The sequence below is a fragment of the Mucilaginibacter rivuli genome, from assembly GCF_019391655.1.
Taxonomy (GTDB): Bacteria; Bacteroidota; Bacteroidia; order Sphingobacteriales; family Sphingobacteriaceae; genus Mucilaginibacter; species Mucilaginibacter rivuli.
This window is the reverse complement of the sequence record NZ_JAHXPQ010000006.1, coordinates 66,825-84,392: the sequence shown is the minus strand read 5'-3', so window position 1 is coordinate 84,392 and position 17,568 is coordinate 66,825. Positions and strand designations below refer to the sequence as shown.

At 42.4% G+C, this 17,568-nt stretch carries 19 protein-coding genes; 15 read left to right on the top strand and 4 right to left on the bottom strand.

The window, feature by feature from the left end:
- The first annotated feature begins 8 nt into the window (after positions 1–8).
- The 12 genes from hemC (at position 9) to KXQ82_RS14640 (ending at position 11,423) form a co-directional block, all read left to right on the top strand.
- Positions 9–1,595, top strand: coding sequence for a hydroxymethylbilane synthase (gene hemC, locus KXQ82_RS14695; protein ID WP_219489161.1), 1,587 nt, complete (start codon positions 9–11; stop codon positions 1,593–1,595).
- A 101-nt stretch (positions 1,596–1,696) separates the two neighbouring features.
- Positions 1,697–2,668, top strand: a complete 972-nt coding sequence (gene hemB, locus KXQ82_RS14690; protein ID WP_219489160.1) for a porphobilinogen synthase — start codon at positions 1,697–1,699, stop codon at positions 2,666–2,668.
- Positions 2,669–2,751: 83 nt separating this feature from the next.
- Positions 2,752–4,122 (top strand): glutamate-1-semialdehyde 2,1-aminomutase, encoded by a 1,371-nt coding sequence (gene hemL, locus KXQ82_RS14685; protein WP_219489158.1) that lies wholly within the window; start codon positions 2,752–2,754, stop codon positions 4,120–4,122.
- A gap of 4 nt (positions 4,123–4,126) precedes the next feature.
- Entirely contained in the window at positions 4,127–4,996 is an 870-nt protein-coding gene (locus KXQ82_RS14680) for a sensor histidine kinase (RefSeq protein WP_219489156.1), read from the top strand.
- 26 nt (positions 4,997–5,022) lie between these two features.
- Positions 5,023–5,727, top strand: a complete 705-nt coding sequence (locus KXQ82_RS14675) for a response regulator transcription factor (protein WP_219489418.1) — start codon at positions 5,023–5,025, stop codon at positions 5,725–5,727.
- Positions 5,727–6,257: a tetratricopeptide repeat protein gene (locus KXQ82_RS14670; RefSeq protein WP_219489155.1), complete on the top strand. Its 531-nt coding sequence runs from the start codon at positions 5,727–5,729 to the stop codon at positions 6,255–6,257. The genes KXQ82_RS14675 and KXQ82_RS14670 overlap by 1 nt, the downstream gene beginning before the upstream one ends.
- Before the next feature lie 15 nt (positions 6,258–6,272).
- Positions 6,273–7,298, top strand: coding sequence for a uroporphyrinogen decarboxylase (gene hemE / locus KXQ82_RS14665; RefSeq protein WP_219489154.1), 1,026 nt, complete (start codon positions 6,273–6,275; stop codon positions 7,296–7,298).
- A gap of 41 nt (positions 7,299–7,339) precedes the next feature.
- Positions 7,340–7,879, top strand: coding sequence for a protoporphyrinogen oxidase HemJ (gene hemJ / locus KXQ82_RS14660; protein ID WP_219489153.1), 540 nt, complete (start codon positions 7,340–7,342; stop codon positions 7,877–7,879).
- A gap of 286 nt (positions 7,880–8,165) precedes the next feature.
- Complete coding sequence (locus KXQ82_RS14655; RefSeq protein WP_219489417.1) at positions 8,166–8,735, top strand: RNA polymerase sigma factor; 570 nt, start codon at positions 8,166–8,168, stop codon at positions 8,733–8,735.
- Positions 8,725–9,477, top strand: coding sequence for a hypothetical protein (locus tag KXQ82_RS14650; protein WP_219489151.1), 753 nt, complete (start codon positions 8,725–8,727; stop codon positions 9,475–9,477). The genes KXQ82_RS14655 and KXQ82_RS14650 overlap by 11 nt, the downstream gene beginning before the upstream one ends.
- A gap of 18 nt (positions 9,478–9,495) precedes the next feature.
- Entirely contained in the window at positions 9,496–10,353 is an 858-nt protein-coding gene (locus KXQ82_RS14645) for an outer membrane beta-barrel protein (protein WP_219489149.1), read from the top strand.
- A gap of 71 nt (positions 10,354–10,424) precedes the next feature.
- Positions 10,425–11,423: an ABC transporter ATP-binding protein gene (locus KXQ82_RS14640; RefSeq protein ID WP_219489148.1), complete on the top strand. Its 999-nt coding sequence runs from the start codon at positions 10,425–10,427 to the stop codon at positions 11,421–11,423.
- Positions 11,424–11,451: 28 nt separating this feature from the next.
- On the opposite strand, the gene KXQ82_RS14635 is transcribed toward KXQ82_RS14640, so the two are convergent.
- A complete protein-coding gene (locus KXQ82_RS14635; protein ID WP_219489146.1) occupies positions 11,452–11,676 on the bottom strand; it encodes a hypothetical protein in 225 nt (74 codons plus the stop codon).
- A 447-nt stretch (positions 11,677–12,123) separates the two neighbouring features.
- Here KXQ82_RS14635 and KXQ82_RS14630 point away from each other — a divergent pair, with 447 nt between their 5' ends.
- Positions 12,124–12,879 carry a helix-turn-helix domain-containing protein gene (locus KXQ82_RS14630; RefSeq protein ID WP_219489145.1) on the top strand — a complete coding sequence of 252 codons (756 nt, stop codon included), beginning with the start codon at positions 12,124–12,126 and terminating at the stop codon, positions 12,877–12,879.
- A gap of 7 nt (positions 12,880–12,886) precedes the next feature.
- On the opposite strand, the gene fabF is transcribed toward KXQ82_RS14630, so the two are convergent.
- Positions 12,887–14,131 carry a beta-ketoacyl-ACP synthase II gene (gene fabF, locus KXQ82_RS14625; RefSeq protein ID WP_219489144.1) on the bottom strand — a complete coding sequence of 415 codons (1,245 nt, stop codon included), beginning with the start codon at positions 14,129–14,131 and terminating at the stop codon, positions 12,887–12,889.
- A gap of 659 nt (positions 14,132–14,790) precedes the next feature.
- Complete coding sequence (locus KXQ82_RS14620; RefSeq protein ID WP_219489143.1) at positions 14,791–15,000, bottom strand: hypothetical protein; 210 nt, start codon at positions 14,998–15,000, stop codon at positions 14,791–14,793.
- Between the two features lie 178 nt (positions 15,001–15,178).
- On the opposite strand from KXQ82_RS14620, the gene KXQ82_RS14615 reads away from it, so the two are divergent.
- Together KXQ82_RS14615 and KXQ82_RS14610 are read left to right on the top strand one after the other, a co-directional pair.
- A complete protein-coding gene (locus KXQ82_RS14615; protein WP_219489142.1) occupies positions 15,179–15,994 on the top strand; it encodes a hypothetical protein in 816 nt (271 codons plus the stop codon).
- Between the two features lie 33 nt (positions 15,995–16,027).
- Complete coding sequence (locus tag KXQ82_RS14610) at positions 16,028–16,255, top strand: hypothetical protein (protein WP_219489141.1); 228 nt, start codon at positions 16,028–16,030, stop codon at positions 16,253–16,255.
- Between the two features lie 8 nt (positions 16,256–16,263).
- Here the strand turns inward: KXQ82_RS14610 and ilvA are convergent, their stop codons facing one another.
- Positions 16,264–17,505, bottom strand: coding sequence for a threonine ammonia-lyase IlvA (ilvA, locus tag KXQ82_RS14605; protein ID WP_219489140.1), 1,242 nt, complete (start codon positions 17,503–17,505; stop codon positions 16,264–16,266).
- Between the last annotated feature and the right edge of the window lie 63 nt (positions 17,506–17,568).

Here is a 17,568-nt window from a genome sequence, read left to right as displayed (position 1 = left end):
AAAAAGATATGTTCAACAGAAAACTCATTATTGGTACCCGTGGAAGCGACCTGGCCCTTTGGCAGGCAAATTTTGTAAAAGACAGGCTGGCCGAAAATAACATCGAGGCCGAACTGAAGATCATCAAAACCCAGGGCGACCGCATACTTAACCTGAGTTTTGATAAACTGGAAGGCAAAGGCTTTTTTACCAAGGAGTTGGAAGAAGAGTTGCTGGCAGGAACTATCGATCTTGCCGTGCATTCGCACAAAGATCTGCCTACTGAAAATCCGCCGGGCCTCATCATCGCTGCCGTATCTGAGCGCGAAGACCCTGCCGATATTTTATTGATATTAAAAGATTGTGTTGATGTTCACCAAAAGCTGAGCGTAAAGTTTGGCGGTATAGTGGGTACGTCGTCCAATCGCCGTAAGGCCCAATTGCTGGCCATGCGCCCCGATCTGGAGATAGAGGAACTACGAGGTAATGTACCAAGCCGTATTAACAAACTACGGAATGAAGGTTATGATGCCATTATGCTGGCTAAAGCAGGCGTAGTAAGGTTAGGTTTAGACCTGAGCGAGTTTTATATAGAAGAATTAGCATCTACGGAATTAATACCCGCACCCGCGCAAGGCGTGTTAGCCATACAGATCCGCGAAAGCGATAACGAATTATTTGAGGCTTTACAGAAACACCTGCATCATGCAAATGTTGAGCAGGAGCTGGCGGTTGAGCGTAATGTATTAAAACTATTTGGCGGCGGTTGCCATTTGCCTTTGGGCTGCTACTGCCGCAAACACGATGATAAGTACCAGGTGTTTGTATCCAAAGCTGATGAGGGCGACGAGTTTCCGGACAGGTTGTTTTTAGAGAGCGACGATGCCGAAAGCCTGCCTGCTAAGATCATCCCGTACTTTGATAAGGGCAGGAAGTTTTTTGATAAAGTATTTATCTCGCGCGACTTATCCGAGCAAAGTTATTTCCGTCGCGCCATCGAAAAGTTGGGCGTTCAGGTTGAGGCCCGTTCGTTAATACGTACTGTTCCGGTTATTACCAAGCTCGATCCGTTTATCTTAAAAAATATCGACTGGATATTCTTTACCAGCAAAAACGCGGTGGAATATTTTTTCGAACTCAAACCTCAATTTCCTAAAAAAGTAAAGTTTGGCGTAATGGGACGCGGATCGGAAGACACCCTGCGCCGAAATGGCCATTTTGCTGATTATACAGGCGATGATGTAGATACCGCAGATATTGCTGCTGATTTTGCAGCGATAGCTAATGGCGAAAATATTCTGTTCCCTTGCGCCGAAAATTCGTTGCGTAGTATACAGCAAGGCTTATCTGCCGATACAAAAATAGTTGACCTGCCCGTTTATGAAACCGTAATACAGGAAGAAATAGAGGGCTCCGTGGCCGATGTGTTGGTATTCACCAGCCCATCAAATGTAGATGCTTATTTTGCCGATAATTTACTGGATTCTAATCAGAAAGTGGTTGCCATAGGTAAATCAACGGGTAAAAAGTTTGATGAGATGGGCGTAAAGTATGTACTGCCATTCTCGCCGGACGAAATAGGTTTGGCCGAGGCGGTATTTGGGATCGAGGTTTAGGAAGAAGTCCATAGTCGATGGTCCATAGACCATGGCTATGATTATATATTGAAATTACAGAACTATGGTCTACCGACTATGGTCCATGGACTAAAAATAAAATGCTACAACGACCAAGAAGAAACAGGAAAAGTGAAGTGATCCGCCAGATGGTGCAGGAAACGCATATCAGCGCGGCAAACTTTATATTTCCGTTATTTATTGTAGATGGAACAAACCAAAAGGTTGAGGTTGCATCAATGCCGGGCATTTACCGATACTCCGTAGATAACCTGCTGCGCGAGGTGGAAAGTTGTGCCAAATTGGGTTTAATGGCGTTTGATCTGTTCCCTAATATCGAAGAATCATTAAAAGATAAATACGCCACCGAAAGTCACCGCGATGGCAGCCTGTACCTGCGCGCAATAAAGGAAGTAAAGCAGAACTTTCCGGAAGTATGCGTTGTTACCGATGTGGCTATGGACCCGTATAGCAGCGATGGCCACGATGGCTTGGTTGAGAACGGGGAGATACTGAACGACGAAACCTTAGAGATACTGGGTAAAATGGCACTGGCGCATGCGCAAAATGGAGCTGATATCATCGCCCCTTCGGATATGATGGATGGCAGGGTAGGTTATATCCGCAAAGTGTTAGATGATAATAAATTCACCAATGTATCTATCATGAGTTACACGGCAAAATATGCCAGCGCTTTTTATGGCCCCTTCAGGGATGCCTTAAATTCGGCACCAAAACATGGTGATAAAAAAACATACCAGATGAACCCCGCCAACCAGCGTGAAGCACTGATAGAGGCACGCCTGGATGAATATGAAGGCGCCGATTTTTTAATGGTAAAACCGGCATTATCGTACCTGGATGTGATCAAACTCTTAAAAGATAACACCGAATTGCCAGTAGCGGCCTATAACGTAAGCGGCGAATACGCTATGGTAAAAGCCGCTGCCAAAAATGGCTGGCTAAATGAGCAACGCGCAACAATGGAGATATTGACAAGCATCCGCAGGGCAGGAGCAACATCGATACTGACGTATCATGCGAAGGAAGTTTTGGAAAAGGGGTGGCTTTAATATAAGTCAAAATTCAAAAGTTATAAGTCAAAATGACCGCTAACTTTTTGAGTTTTGAATTTTAATTTTTTGACTTAAAAAGAATGTTCGATTCAATAAAAAAGATATTTGCAGGGAATGAGGGCGAGATGCCGGTTAATTTATCGTCAAAGCCGGATATCAGCAGGGAAAAATCTGCCGATTTATATGCTAAAGCCAAAAGCTTTTTTCCGGGAGGCGTAAACTCTCCTGTAAGGGCGTTTAAGTCGGTTTACGGTACGCCGCTGTTTATCCAGAAAGGCGATGGCTGCCATATCTGGGATGCCGATGATAACCAGTTTATTGATTTTTGCTGCTCATGGGGGCCGCTCATTTTAGGCCATAACAATACCAAAGTTCGCGAAAAGGTAACCGAGGTAATGCAAAATGGCATGTCGTTCGGCGCGCCAACAGCTTTGGAGAACGAGCTGGCCGAACTGATATTGAAGAATAACAAATACATCGAAAAGTTGCGTTTTGTAAGCTCGGGTACTGAGGCTGTTATGTCGGCCATCAGGTTGGCCCGTGGCTATACCAAGCGCGATAAAATATTAAAGTTTGAAGGCTGTTACCACGGGCACGTTGACGCGCTGCTGGTAAAAGCGGGTTCAGGCCTGGTTACTTTTGGCGAAACCTCATCGGCAGGTGTACCCAAGGCTTTTGCCGATGAAACCATCGTGATATCATTAAATGATAAGAATGCCTTAACCAAAGCTTTCGAAGAGTTTAAAGATCAGATAGCTGCCATCATTATCGAGCCTATCCCGGCCAATAACGGCTTGCTTTTACAGGAAAAAGAATACCTCGAGTTTTTACGTGAGATCTGCACCAAAAACGGAACGTTGTTGATATTTGACGAAGTAATATCGGGCTTCCGTGTAGGCTTTGAAGGTGCGGCCGGATATTACCAGATAAAACCGGATATTATTACTTATGGTAAGATCATTGGCGGTGGCATGCCTGTAGGCTGCTACGGCTCATCAAAAGAGATCATGGCTAATGTATCGCCCGAAGGTCCGGTTTATCAGGCGGGCACATTATCGGGTAACCCGGTTGCTATGGCGGCAGGCATCGCGCAGCTGTCCGAGCTGCTGCGCATGGGCTTTTATCGCGATTTGAACGGGAAAACCGAAGAGTTTACAGCATCTATCCAGCGCTTTGCATCGGCACGTAATTATAAGTTCAAAGTATTTTCGATAGGATCAATATTCTGGTTCGCGTTTACGGATAGCGAAGCCATCCGAAGCGCCGAAGAAATTGATGCCTCGAGCATGGAGAAATTCAAGGTAATGCACCGCGAATTATTGAACCGTGGCATATATTTAGGCCCTTCGGGCTACGAGGTTGGCTTTATTTCATCAGCACATACAAAAGTTGAATTAGAGAAAGCTAAAAGGGCTATATTTGAAAGTTTAGACCTGGTATTCAGAAAGTAAGAAAATGAGAAAGCCGTTTATTATATTCTACTTTTTAATGATCTATGCAGTTGCCGAACTGTTTTGGTGGGGTATTTTATTAATTCGTGCTAAACCTTCCAGTGTGGGGATGATATCGGGCGAACTGGCGGTGTTTTTATTCATCATATTGGTGGGCGCTTACTACCTGCACAAATCCATCAACAAGGAGCGCGAATTACACAAGCGCCAAAAAAACTTTTTGTTATCGGTAACTCATGAGTTAAAATCGCCGCTGGCATCAATTAAGCTATTTTTGCAAACCATCCAAAAGCGCGATCTTGATCGTGAGCAACGCATCAATTTTATTGATAAGTGTTTGCAGGATATTGAGCGACTGGACGACCTGGTAGAAAATATGCTCATCGCCACAAAAATTGATAACCAGACTTATACCTTCCCGAAAGAGAAATTTAACCTGTCGTTATTGGTAGATAGCGTGGTGAACCGCCTGCAGGTAAACAAATGTGATGGCCGCGAGCAAACCATTAATGCCGAAATTGAGCCACAGGTAGAAATAACCGGTGATAAATTCGCCATGACATCGGTAGTAACTAACCTGATAGAAAATGCCGTGAAATATTCGCCGCCCTGCGAGGCTGTGAGCGTAAAACTTTTCCGTAAGGATAACGAAGTGCATTTTACTGTTGCCGATAACGGTATTGGCATAGCAGATGACGAAAAGGCACATATTTTTGATAAATTTTACCGTGTTGGCAACGAAGATACCCGAAATACCAAAGGAACAGGGCTTGGCTTGTTTATTGTAAAGCAGGTGTTGGACAAGCACGAAGCCTCTATCCATATCCGCGACAACCGACCCAAAGGAAGTGTCTTTGAAGTTGTTTTCGGATAATATTTTAATCTAAAAATCACAATATGATGCCTACAAAAAAAAGAATTTTACTGGCAGAAGATGAAGAGCATTTGTTAGAAGCCATTAAATTGAACCTTGAGTTAGAAGGTTATAAAGTTTCTACAGCCAACAACGGTAAAAAAGCATTACAGATATTTAAAGAAGAGCGTTTTAACCTGGTGATACTGGACGTAATGATGCCCGAAATAGATGGGTTCGTAGTTGCCGAAACCATCCGTTTGGAGAACTCGGAAGTACCCATCATGTTCCTTACCGCTAAAAACACCAACGAAGATAAAATTGCAGGATTGAAAAAAGGCGCGGATGATTATTTGACCAAGCCATTTAACCTTGAAGAGTTGATACTTCGTGTAAACAACCTGGTAAAACGCAGCTTAAAAGGCGACGACCTGAAAGAGTTTAACAGTTACATGATTGGCGATAAAACCATCCACTTTAACTCGTTCGAGTTGGTGAATGGCGATGGCTCCATCACACCATTAACTAAAAAGGAAACCATGTTATTGAAGCTGTTAATTGAGCGCCGTAATGAAGCCGTATCGCGCGAGCAGATATTGGAAACTGTTTGGAACTATGATGTGTACCCATCAACCCGCACCATCGATAACTTTATCCTTACCTTCCGTAAGTATTTTGAACCAGATCCAAAAACACCGGTTTATTTTCATTCGATAAGGGGCGTAGGTTATAAATTTACCGATCACCATTAATGTTTACAAATCAGGCACGTATAGCGGTAATTGGCATCTTCGCGGTGATGGTAGCGGTATTTATTTATGCCCGCACCTACGAGGTTGCCGCTGTAGCGGGACTGTTGATGCTGGTGCTGATATGGGGCTATTTTAAAGAAGGACCAATCATATTGGCGGCAAAATTTTATCATAACAAAGATTTTGACCGTGCCGAGTCACTGTTACAGCAAATACACAAACCCGAATGGCTAAGCAAAAAACGCCGGGGCTTTTACGAGTTTATGCTGGGCGGCATCGCCCTGAAAAAAAACGATTTCGCACAGGCCGAAGTTCATTATGAGCTCGCCGCGCAATACCCGCTACGCTCCGCTAATGATCATGTGGCCGCATTGGTACATGTAGCCAACATTAGTGTGCGTAACGCCAATTACGAAAAGGCCGAGGCTTATTTAAAGCTCGCCACAAGGCAGGAAGAAAAGATAAGTGCTAAAATGAAGGATGTGATAGCACAAATTGAAAAAGAACTAAAAACACGCAAGGCAAGCTAATTGCCTTTTATACAAATGAGAGATTCGTTACTGATCAGAGCCGCGTTTTCGGAAAAGACTGAACGCCCACCCGTATGGATGATGCGCCAGGCCGGCCGTTTTATGAAAGAGTATTGGGAGATAAAAAACAAGTACTCCTTTTTAGAAATGTGCAAAACCCCGGAGCTTGCTGCCGATGTGACCATGTTACCGGTAGATCTGTTGGGTATTGATGGAGCCATCCTTTTCTCGGATATTTTGGTTACGCCCGAGGCTATGGGTGGTGATCTAAGCTTTGGTGCCAATGTTGGTCCGAAGTTTTCTAACCCGGTGCGTACCATGGCCGACATTGATGCTTTGGAGATTGATGTTACGCACAAGTTGCAATATGTTGCCGATGCGATAAAGGTTATCCAACAACGTCTGAATGGTAAAATACCATTGATAGGTTTTGCAGGCGCTCCTTTTACAGTGATGAGTTATTTGGTTGAAGGCGGATCGTCAAAAGATTTTAAGCTGACCAAGCTGATGCTGCATAACCATCCCGAAATGGCGCACAGGCTATTAAGCAAAATTGCCAAAGTAACGGTTGACTACCTGAACATGCAAATAGCCGCTGGTGTTAACGCTGTTCAGTTATTTGATAGCTGGGCAACAGCATTGGCTTGGGACGATTATAAAGAGTTCTCGCATAACTACAATGTAGATATCATCAGCAAACTGAACCGTAAGGATATCCCGGTGATCTCCTTCTGCAAAGGAAGTTCGGTTTTCGCGCCGCTAATGGCAGAAGCAAAACCCGATGTGATATCGATCGATTGGAATGCGGATCTGCTCAACATCAAACAGAGTTTACCTAAAGGGATAGCTGTACAAGGTAACCTTGACCCGCATATTTTGTATGCCGATAAAGCGGTGATCAAAGATCGTATCTATAAATTGTTCGACAGAATGAAGGATGAGCCCGGTTTTATCTTCAACCTCGGCCACGGTATTATGCCTGATATCCCTTTCGATAATGTGAAGTACGCGGTTGAAATTATAAAAGAGTTCAGGTATTAACAAATAAACATTCAATTCTCCCTTCAGGGGGTTAGGGGGCTATGGAATACTATCAATATATAAAGGCAATTCATATCATCTTCGTAGTAAGCTGGATGGCAGGGTTGTTTTATATGGTACGCCTTTTTATTTACCATACTGAAGCCCAGGAAAAGCCTGAACTAGAACGTAATATCCTGTCAGCCCAGTTCGAGATCATGGAGCGTAAGCTGATGAATATCATTACCACCCCGGCAATGATATTGACTGCAACAGCGGGTATTACCATGCTTTGCCTTAACCCATATTTGATGGAAGTACCCTGGATGAAAGTGAAGCTTTGCTTTGTAGCAGGGCTTATTGCTTACCATTTTATTTGCATCGGCAAAATGCAGCAAATGCGCCGTGGCATTTTCACCTGGTCATCAACCCAACTCCGTATCTGGAATGAGGTTGCTACCATATTCCTGTTTGCTATTGTGTTTTTGGCTGTGCTTAAAGATGCTGTGAACTGGATATATGGGATGGTTGGCCTTATCGTCTTCAGCCTCATTATCATGTCGGCAGTAAAAATATATAAGTATAGCAGGATGAAGAAGTAGGCTATACTTTTATCTTCAATTATCTAAAAAATGAAAGCGCTTTTCATGGTTTTCAATTCCTATCAGTAACGCTAAAGCTTTTTTCAACAGTAGCCCTTTTTGTTTTACTGTTAGTTAACAGTTGAGCTTTGTTAACTAAGTTATTATCAATACTAATTTTCATACTATTACTTTGTGTCGGCGTTTCTTTATCTAAAGATAACTATTTACTTTTCGTAAACCATCTCAAAAAAAGTTTACACCCCGTGCAACCATTTAATCCAATCTTTCATCTTACCTTTAAATGATGTTTTTGGAACATAAATATACAATCGACGAACTGATGAACGCCTGCCGCGATGGCAGCCGTAAGGCACAGGAGGGCCTGTATAAAATGCTTGCCCCTAAAATGCTGGGGGTATGTATGCGATACGCCACTGATAAAATGGAGGCCGAGGATATGTTGCAGAACGGATTTATAAAAGTGTTTACCAAACTGGCCGATTACCGGGGCGAAGGATCATTTGAAGGTTGGGTACGCCGGGTGATGGTACATACATCAATAGAGTACTACCGCAAGCACCATAAAATGATGCAGATAGTGGATATTGATACACCGGGCATTGAACCCTCGGTTGACCCATTAGCCGCATCAAACCTTGGCGTGAAAGATCTGTTGGCTTTGATACAGCAATTATCGCCTGGCTATCGCATGGTATTCAACTTATATGCTATAGAAGGCTACTCGCATAAAGAAATTGGTGAAACAATGGGAATCAGCGAAGGGGCATCAAAATCACAATTATCGAGAGCGAGAACAATATTAAAGGAACAGATATTTAAAATGGAGGGGAAGCGGTATGAAAATGTCGGATAAGGAGTTGGATAAATTATTTAACGCGCAGTTGGCGGATATGGAATTGGAGCCATCTGCAGCGGTATGGAATAAAATTAAACTCGAAGTAAACGGTGAAGACGAAATAAAGAAAAGCTATATGCCTTATTTGCAAATAGCCGCGGCTGTAGCTGTATTTATAACCGCTGCACTGCTGCTAAGGCCGCAAACAGAAAAAATTAGCTTGCATGGCACTTTTACAGCATCGGTAACTAATGAGTCTAAAACACTGGTAATTACGCCGGAGCCGGTGGTAATGGATAATACCGAAGTGACTGATACAGCACCGCAGGAAAGCAGGGTAAATAGCCGCCCTGTTATAATTGCAAGCATACGCCATACTGAAATACATGCAACTCATCCTGTTGATACGGCCACTCAAATGGTAGCGGCTGTGAACACACAGCCCGATAACATAACGATACCACCACAGGCTGTTACAACTAAGCCCGCAATGGCTCCGGCAAGGTTTGCCAATGTTGTTGCCGACGACCGTAACAGGCAGGCCCGGGCATTGACAGCCGTTACCCCACCTGCAATAAAGGATGGCCCGGCAGTAAAAAAGAAAAAGATACGTAGCCTTGGCGACTTGCTTAATGTTGTAATAGCACAAGTAGATAAAAGACCTAAAAAAATTGTTCAGTTTAACGATGATGAAGAAGATGAGAACTTTAGCCCAACCCGTATTAACCTGGGACTAATACAAACAAGGAAAGACAAATAATTTAAACACAACCATATCATGAAACGATTAATAATTACCGCGATACTTTGCGGTATGTTGGGAGAGGTTTTTGCCCAGCAAAAGGATACCACAAGTACCTCAACTACTGCCAAAAGTGTTACCATAACTATAGATAGTGTAATAACCACTAAAACGAAAAAGAAGAACAAGAGCTTTTCGTTCACAATTGGTGGTGGTAAAAAAGACAAACCATCTATAGATAGCCTGAACAGAGTTGATCACTCCGGCGTGGATTTCGATTTTAGCCTGTTTTCACACTACTCATTGGGCCTGGCTAACCTGCTCGATAATGGCAGCTTTACCCTGTCGCCCAAAAATGAGTTCTTAAACTATACCGCTTTAAAAACCAGTTATGATAGTTTTGAGATGTTTAGTTTTGGATATCGCTTTAATAACCACTTTAAAATTAACCTGGCTGCCGGGTTTGATTGGACACTTATCCGCCTGCAAAATAACAACATCAGTATTGTGGCCGATGCGCCTACGCTAACCTATAAAGTTGATGCTACCAAGTATAGCAAAAATCGTTTTTCATCAAACTACCTTATTTTGCCGTTAGATTTTAGTTTCCGTACCAATATGGATAAACACAGGAAGCGCATTTCTGTTGAGGTTGGCCCCGAAGTAGGTTTTTTAGTTGATGGTATGTTAAAGCAAATAAGCGATGACCATGGCAAAGTGAAAAACTTTAACGATTTCCACTTCGCTAAGTTTAAATACGGTGCGTTTACCCGCATAGGCTATGGCGATGTTGGTATTTTTGCCAAATACAACTTTAACGATATGTTTGTTAACAGCCCCGATCAGAAAGGTTTAAAAAGCTTTGTGTTTGGTGTTACTTTCGGCTTCGATTAAGTATTGCTGATACTCGTATAATTGACCCCGGTTCTGTACCGGGGTTTTTTGTTTTGTGTATCTTTGCCGCTATGCAACACACCTCTTTTCTCGACGCGGTATCGGTAACTAAAAACTATAACGATAAAAAGGCATCCGGTGTAAATAATATTTCTATCAGCATAGCACCCGGCAAAATTACCGCTATTGTTGGCGAGAGTGGCAGTGGTAAAAGCACCCTGCTTAAATTGTTGTTCGGTTTGCTTTCGCCTGATAGCGGCAAGGTATCCTTTAGGGGAGAAGAGATATGGGGGCCCGAGATCAAACTGATACCCGGCCATGATGATATGCGCATGGTAACACAGCATACTGATGACCTGAACCTGTTTGCTACAGTTTATGAGAACATTGCCCAACTATTGCCGAATACTGATATTGATTACAAGGCATCAGAAACTGAAAGATACCTCAAACAATTAAATATCTACAAACTAAAAGACAAGCGTGTTGCCGACCTGAGCGGCGGCGAAAAACAGCGCGTTGCCATTGCCCGGTCGCTTATTACCAAACCCGAAGTATTATTGCTGGACGAACCCTTTAACCAGGTTGATGCTTCCTTTAGGGAAGGTTTACAACAAAACATCCGTACAATAGTTCAGGAAACGGGTTTAACGGTTATCCTTGTATCGCACGATCCGGCCGAGGTGCTTTCTATGGCCGATGTATTGGTGGTGATAAAGGATGGCGAAATTGTTGAATCGGGTACACCCGAAGACTTATTCCGCAAACCCGAAATGTTATATACTGCTCAACTTTTATCAAACAGAACGGTGTTGAATAAAGAAGAGGCATTACTATGCGACATCAAAACAGAGAAGGAAACAGTGGCCATTAGCCCCGAGCACGTCATCCTTACCAGCAGCTTAACCCGTAAAGACTGGACAGTTAAGCAGGTGCTGTTTAAAGGTTTCTTTGAAGATGTGATCATTGAGAAAGATGGCCTTGAATTACGCGCCCTTAACCTCAACAAAAAAGAATACAAAACGGGTGATAAGATACATATCCGTATTGCTCAGTTTTTGGAGTACTAAACAATAACAAAGGCAGCCTCTTTAAAACTTAACCGTTTACGGTTTCCATATATACCTGCCTGTCTAAAATGGGCAGTTCATAACCCCATATTACCGCCACTACCGAAATAAAGTAGGGTATAGGCATATACAAGCCCTCGGCAACAAACTCATTAAATTTTTGAGCGAAATAAATAAATAATACAGTTAATACGATACCCGACATCGTTAAAAACAGCTTTGATAAAATAGCATTGAAGGCAATCTTTTTCATGGATAAGGCTGTGAACCAAAACAGAATAAGACTTGGAATGGCCAGGATAACCCCCATTGAAACCGCCGAATAAATATAGTAACCCGCTTCGAAATAAGGTTTAGTGAAAAAGTTAATGCAAACTTGTAAAAAAGGAGCGATAAAGGCGGCCGTGGCCCAAATTTTTACGCTATAAAAAAAAGTACTCGTATTCATCTAATAACAAAACATTAGGCTGCTGAATTGTGCAGTTGTCTTATTTACGCAAAACAAGTATTTACAGTTTCGTTTTAGGGTGAGAAATTTAAAATAACCACCTCCGGCTACACTTATCCCTGCTTTCAATGAGCTAATTAGTAAAGCGGTGAGGCAGTGAACGGTGGCCCGGTTCAAATGTCGTAACAATGCCGTAAGTCATTTTTTGCGATCAGTAATGTGATGCGTAATATTGAACCATAATTCAGAACGATGATACAACCCGAACTTGGAAAATACATTGCACAGCAAAGGGCAAGCCGGCGCCTAACCCAGCAAGAGCTCGCCGATACATGTAACCTCAACATACGTAGTATACAACGTATAGAAGCGGGCGAAGTAATACCCAGAATGTACACCCTAAATCTTTTAATAAAATCATTAAAAATGGATATGAACAACATTACGATAACCTCCAACGAAACAAAAGTATTATTGCGCCCAATGCGTGCCGCATATATTGGCGGTATTGTTTTTACCATTAACGCGGTACCTGTAGTATACGATTTGATAACAGCGAGGTTCGACACCTTATTTCATATATTCACCACCCTGGTTCATATGGTAAGCTGCGTTTTTTTTATGAATGGCTTTTACCAGATAGGGCGGTCATACAAAAACTGGACATTAGCTGTTTCGGCACTCCTGATGATGATATTTTTACCGGCCATTAATATACTCGACCTGCTTAAACACTATTTTTTCAGTATGGGCGAATACCTGCTTTTTATCCTGATGGGCATCAACATGATTGTAATGGGCGCAGGCCTTATCAAAGAATCGCTGGAACGCAAAGGCCTCGAAAACGGACAGATCTATAAAACAGCAGGCATTATAACTATCCTGGTGAGTGTACTTTATCTTTCCCTCAATACCGGCTTTATCCACGCGGGGCTTATTCTTTCCTTTCCGGGGAACCTGTTGTTGGTATATATCCTATATCGTGAGTTAAATAAGGGAACTGCTTGACGTTTTATTACAGCCCCTTAAACACCGCTATCCCGTTATGGCCGCCAAAGCCAAAGGTATTGCTCATGGCAGTTTTAACTTTCGTTTCTATAGCTTCTTTTAGCACCACGTTTAGGTTGGCCGGTATTTCCGGGTCAATATTAGTGGTGTTGATGGTTGGTGGGATAATACCATCGCGCATGGCCAATAAGCTGATGATGGCTTCTATGGCGCCCGCTGCACCCAGTAAATGCCCCGTCATGGATTTGGTAGCGCTGATGTAGGTATTGTTTTTACCCGGACCTATTAAGTTAGCTATGGCCTTGGTTTCGCTCAGATCGCCAACATGGGTTGAGGTAGCGTGCGGGTTAATATAGTCAATATCATGAATAGTCAATTGCGCCTCGTCTAAAGCCATTTTAATGGCGCGTGTGGCGCCGATGCCCTCGGGGTGGGTAGCTGTCATATGGTAGGCGTCACCGGTCATGGCGGCACCTGCTACTTCGCCGTATATTTTTGCACCACGTGCTTTGGCGTGTTCGTATTCTTCAAAAACCAGTGCGCCTGCGCCTTCGCCCATTACAAAACCATCGCGCTCAACGTCAAAGGGGCGTGAGCCGCCCTGCGGATCATCATTCCGTGCAGACATGGCCTTTAACGAACAATACCCGCCATACGAAGCTTCTGTAATACCCGCCTCTGATCCACCGGTAATAATAATTTTGGCCTTACCCAAACGTATCTGGTCAAAGGCATCCATTATTGCGGTATTTGAACTGGCACACGCCGAAACAGTAGTATAGTTGGCCCCCATAAAACCATTGCGGATAGATATCATTCCCGCGGCCATATTGATGAGCACTTTAGGGATAAAAAAAGGGCTAAAGCGCGGCTGTTTGCTGCTGGCAACATATTCTTCAACCTGCTGCTCAAAGGTATCCATACCGCCCTGTGCAGAACCCCATATTACACCCACATCAAAAGGCGACATTTTACCCAGCTCAAAGCCCGAGTCGGCAATGGCCTGGTCGGTAGCCACAAGGGCGTATTGGGTAAACAGGTCGGTACGTTTTATGTCGTTCCGATCGAGCACTGTCTTCACATCAAAATCTTTAAGTTCACAGGCAAACTTGCTGCGAAACAGCGAAGCATCAAAGCGGGTAATGGGTGCGGCACCGCTTTTGCCGTTCTTAATATTGTTCCAAAAGGTGTCAATATCATTACCATTTGGCGCTAAAACACCCAGTCCGGTTATTACAACTCTTTTCAGCATGTTATTGAAATATGGGGCGAAGTACTTAAAAATTTTGAAGCCTTTAAAATATTATTGGTATTAACGTTAAAAAGGCTGAGCTGGATGCTCACACCTTCCATTTACATTTCCCGTCCTACATAAAAGCACATGGTCCCGATAGCTATCGGGATGGGTATTCGTGAATTTTATGATTCAACTAAATTATGGGTACTACTTTGCCATTTTCGCAATGCTGTGCCCATGTTTCTTGGGTAATCTTGGGTATTTATGGGTATTTTCAAATAAAAAACCTCCCTGATATTGCCATTATGATTATCAGGCACCCATGAACCAGGCCGGGTAGGACATGGGTATTTATGGGTGTTTTTCATTTCTCCGTGCAACGCTGTGTCTCATATCTCTGCGACCTTTGTAGTTTTTTTAACCACAGAGTTAACAGAGGTTTTAAAGACAGCCACAAAGATTGCGAAAAACTCTTGGGTATTCTTGGGTGTTTTTTATGTCATTGCGAGGAGTCCCCTTTTCGGGCACGACGTGGCAATCCCTGAGACAGGTAGCGGACTATGCCAAACCCTTGGGTATTCTTGGGTGTTTCAAAGAACTTTTTATCGGGAAAATCGCGTAAAAACTAAGCGATTTACTTAATACAAAAATACGAAATTTTGAGTGGATTTTCTTTATATCGACCGAGGATGTGAGGTAAACACGTCTGCAAAAGCTAAGAGCCTTGCTGTTTCTTCACTTTTGAGCTGCTGTTGTTTTTCAGTTGCGATGCTTGTTTCCTCATTTGAGTTAAGGAAATGTCGGACTTTTTGGAGGTTGCTTGCCTGGCCTTCTGGTCCATCTCCGAGAATGATACGTTGTAATTCATCTTTGATATTTTGCATTGGTCTAACAATACTCAAAAATAAGATTTTTTAAGTGATATAAAAATTCTTGTTTAGCCTGTCGTATCTTAATGAACAGCATCCTTTTGCGGAGTACACTGAAGGACTAAATATTGTTTTATACATTAGTGGTGTGGTGATGATACCAGCCACAGGGTAATACTGCAAAATATATAGTATGATAACATATGATGATTTTTTGAAAATTGACCAAGAGGTGAAATCAGGTGTGATTCAGGCATTGGATTATTTGAAACAAAAATCAATGAATTACATACTTTTTTTGGCGAAGGGTGAATATAAGTTTCAATATGAATATTCACATCTTAATCTAAATCCATATATGATTGACAGTAGGGAAGAGGGTTGGAAGGATAAAGACAGGTCAGCTTTTTATATAAATTTCATGGAAACCTTTTATACTTTTAATAACAAAAAACCTACGAACGACGACCATAATCGCATTCACATGGAATTGATGATTTATGCTCACATTTGGGAATCAAAACATTTTTTAAGACAATTATATCGTTTAACTTTACTTATTGAAGGTCAAACTTATCCTTGGGAGGTGAAAATCCCAGATATGGGAAAACATAATTTAATTCGAGAAGGTATAAGAACACCACTACGTAAACGACAACTTAAATTAGGAAGTATAATATCAAAGGGATTTCATACATCATTAAGAAATGCGTTTGCGCATTCTGAGTACTATTTCAACGAACCAACAAAAAAAATCATACTCGAAACTTATAGTGGAAAACCGTGGGATATTGCTGATCTAACATTTAATGATTGGTCAAAGAGATTCGCGTATTCGGTTTTGTTATCCTATCATTTGAACAACGAGATTTACATAAAAAGACAATCAGTAATTGATGACTTTAATACTGACGAATTCGTTATAATACATCCTATTACAAAATCAAGATTTAGAGCTATTTATATAAAATATGAACACACGTTTGACGCATTTAGATTTGTGTATTGAAATTAAAAAGCATCATTAATAATCTTGTAGAAAATGAATTGGTATAAATTTATTGATGTTTTGGCTTTGTTTATTCAACTGTTCGGCGCTTCTTTGATGTATTTGAATAGCCCAAACAATACAGAGAAAGGAGACTATTTATTTGATGAATACGATCAAATTAAAGTAATCGAAGATCAAAAAAACAGGAGGTTAAAATCTGGATTTTTATTGTTAGTTTTCGGAATAGTTGTTTCGCTAATATCGACTATTTTAAAATAATTGCTCTTCTATACCATATACTCAAACAACGTAATATCATGGTTCAACTCCTTCACCTCAAACTTATACTCTTCCATCCTCGCCATTAACGAAGCATAGTCCGAAGCATGTTTCAACTCTATACCCACCAAAGCCGGCCCGCTTTCGCGGTTGGTTTTTTTGATGAACTCGAAACGGGTAATATCGTCATCAGGTCCTAAAACATTGCTTACAAATAGTTTTAAAGAGCCCGGCTTTTGCGGGAAACGGACAATGAAGTAGTGCTTCAGCCCTTCATACAATAACGAACGCTCTTTAATTTCCTGCATGCGTTCAATATCGTTGTTACCGCCGCTTATTACGCAAACCACTTTTTTGCCCTTTATTTTTTCCTGGTAAAAATCCAGCGCAGCAACCGAGAGGGCGCCTGCCGGTTCAACCACAATGGCATCCTCGTTATACAGTTTCAGTATGGTGGTACATACCTTACCTTCGGGCACTAACAGCATATCGTTGAGCACACGTTGGCACATTTCGTAAGTTAACGAGCCCACACGCTTTACCGCCGCGCCATCAACAAAACGGTCAATATCCTGCAAAGTAACAGGTTCGTGCTTCTCAAAAGCTTTCACCATGGATGGCGCGCCTTGAGGCTCCACACCGGCTAACAGGATATTGGGTTTAATAGCTTTTAAATAATCGCCTACCCCGGCAGAGAGGCCGCCGCCGCCAACCGGCATAATTACGGCTTCCACATCGGGCAGGTCCTGTAGTATCTCCACGCCAACAGTTCCCTGTCCCTCAATAATACGCTCATTATCAAACGGCGGAATGAAGGTCATGTTATGTTCCCTCGTATAGGCAAGAGCTTCGGCGAGGCAGTCATCAAAGGTATCGCCAACCAAAACTATCTTCACCTTGCCATGGCCAAACATTTCGGTTTGTTTTATTTTTTGGCGGGGTGTAGGTTCGGGCATAAATATCACGCCAAGGGTATCCATAGCGTTGCAGCTAAAGGCCACGCCCTGTGCATGGTTACCCGCGCTGGCACATACAATGCCACGGTCAAGCTCTTCAGTACTGAGCTGACTGATCATGTTATAAGCGCCGCGGAGTTTGTAGCTGCGTACTACCTGCAGGTCTTCGCGTTTTAAATAAATTTCACAATGGTATTTTTCCGACAGGCCGGCGTTGTATTCTAATGGGGTATGTTTTACAACGTGTTTCAATCGCTGCGCGGCAGCAATGTAGTCTAATTTGTCGGCAGTCATGTTTTGTAATTTAAAAAGCCGTTGCCTTATGTTAAAAGACAACGGCTAAGTTATTACAAAAGT

What these genes read in the sequence shown, in the direction of transcription:
- hemC (WP_219489161.1), top strand. Translation starts at nt 9, where the DNA reads ATGTTCAACAGAAAACTCATTATTGGTACCCGTGGAAGCGACCTGGCC.
- hemB (WP_219489160.1), top strand. Translation starts at nt 1,697, where the DNA reads ATGCTACAACGACCAAGAAGAAACAGGAAAAGTGAAGTGATCCGCCAG.
- hemL (WP_219489158.1), top strand. Translation starts at nt 2,752, where the DNA reads ATGTTCGATTCAATAAAAAAGATATTTGCAGGGAATGAGGGCGAGATG.
- KXQ82_RS14680 (WP_219489156.1), top strand. Translation starts at nt 4,127, where the DNA reads ATGAGAAAGCCGTTTATTATATTCTACTTTTTAATGATCTATGCAGTT.
- KXQ82_RS14675 (WP_219489418.1), top strand. Translation starts at nt 5,023, where the DNA reads ATGCCTACAAAAAAAAGAATTTTACTGGCAGAAGATGAAGAGCATTTG.
- KXQ82_RS14670 (WP_219489155.1), top strand. Translation starts at nt 5,727, where the DNA reads ATGTTTACAAATCAGGCACGTATAGCGGTAATTGGCATCTTCGCGGTG.
- hemE (WP_219489154.1), top strand. Translation starts at nt 6,273, where the DNA reads ATGAGAGATTCGTTACTGATCAGAGCCGCGTTTTCGGAAAAGACTGAA.
- hemJ (WP_219489153.1), top strand. Translation starts at nt 7,340, where the DNA reads ATGGAATACTATCAATATATAAAGGCAATTCATATCATCTTCGTAGTA.
- KXQ82_RS14655 (WP_219489417.1), top strand. Translation starts at nt 8,166, where the DNA reads ATGTTTTTGGAACATAAATATACAATCGACGAACTGATGAACGCCTGC.
- KXQ82_RS14650 (WP_219489151.1), top strand. Translation starts at nt 8,725, where the DNA reads ATGTCGGATAAGGAGTTGGATAAATTATTTAACGCGCAGTTGGCGGAT.
- KXQ82_RS14645 (WP_219489149.1), top strand. Translation starts at nt 9,496, where the DNA reads ATGAAACGATTAATAATTACCGCGATACTTTGCGGTATGTTGGGAGAG.
- KXQ82_RS14640 (WP_219489148.1), top strand. Translation starts at nt 10,425, where the DNA reads ATGCAACACACCTCTTTTCTCGACGCGGTATCGGTAACTAAAAACTAT.
- KXQ82_RS14635 (WP_219489146.1), bottom strand. Translation starts at nt 11,676, where the DNA reads ATGAAAAAGATTGCCTTCAATGCTATTTTATCAAAGCTGTTTTTAACG.
- KXQ82_RS14630 (WP_219489145.1), top strand. Translation starts at nt 12,124, where the DNA reads ATGATACAACCCGAACTTGGAAAATACATTGCACAGCAAAGGGCAAGC.
- fabF (WP_219489144.1), bottom strand. Translation starts at nt 14,131, where the DNA reads ATGCTGAAAAGAGTTGTAATAACCGGACTGGGTGTTTTAGCGCCAAAT.
- KXQ82_RS14620 (WP_219489143.1), bottom strand. Translation starts at nt 15,000, where the DNA reads ATGCAAAATATCAAAGATGAATTACAACGTATCATTCTCGGAGATGGA.
- KXQ82_RS14615 (WP_219489142.1), top strand. Translation starts at nt 15,179, where the DNA reads ATGATAACATATGATGATTTTTTGAAAATTGACCAAGAGGTGAAATCA.
- KXQ82_RS14610 (WP_219489141.1), top strand. Translation starts at nt 16,028, where the DNA reads ATGAATTGGTATAAATTTATTGATGTTTTGGCTTTGTTTATTCAACTG.
- ilvA (WP_219489140.1), bottom strand. Translation starts at nt 17,505, where the DNA reads ATGACTGCCGACAAATTAGACTACATTGCTGCCGCGCAGCGATTGAAA.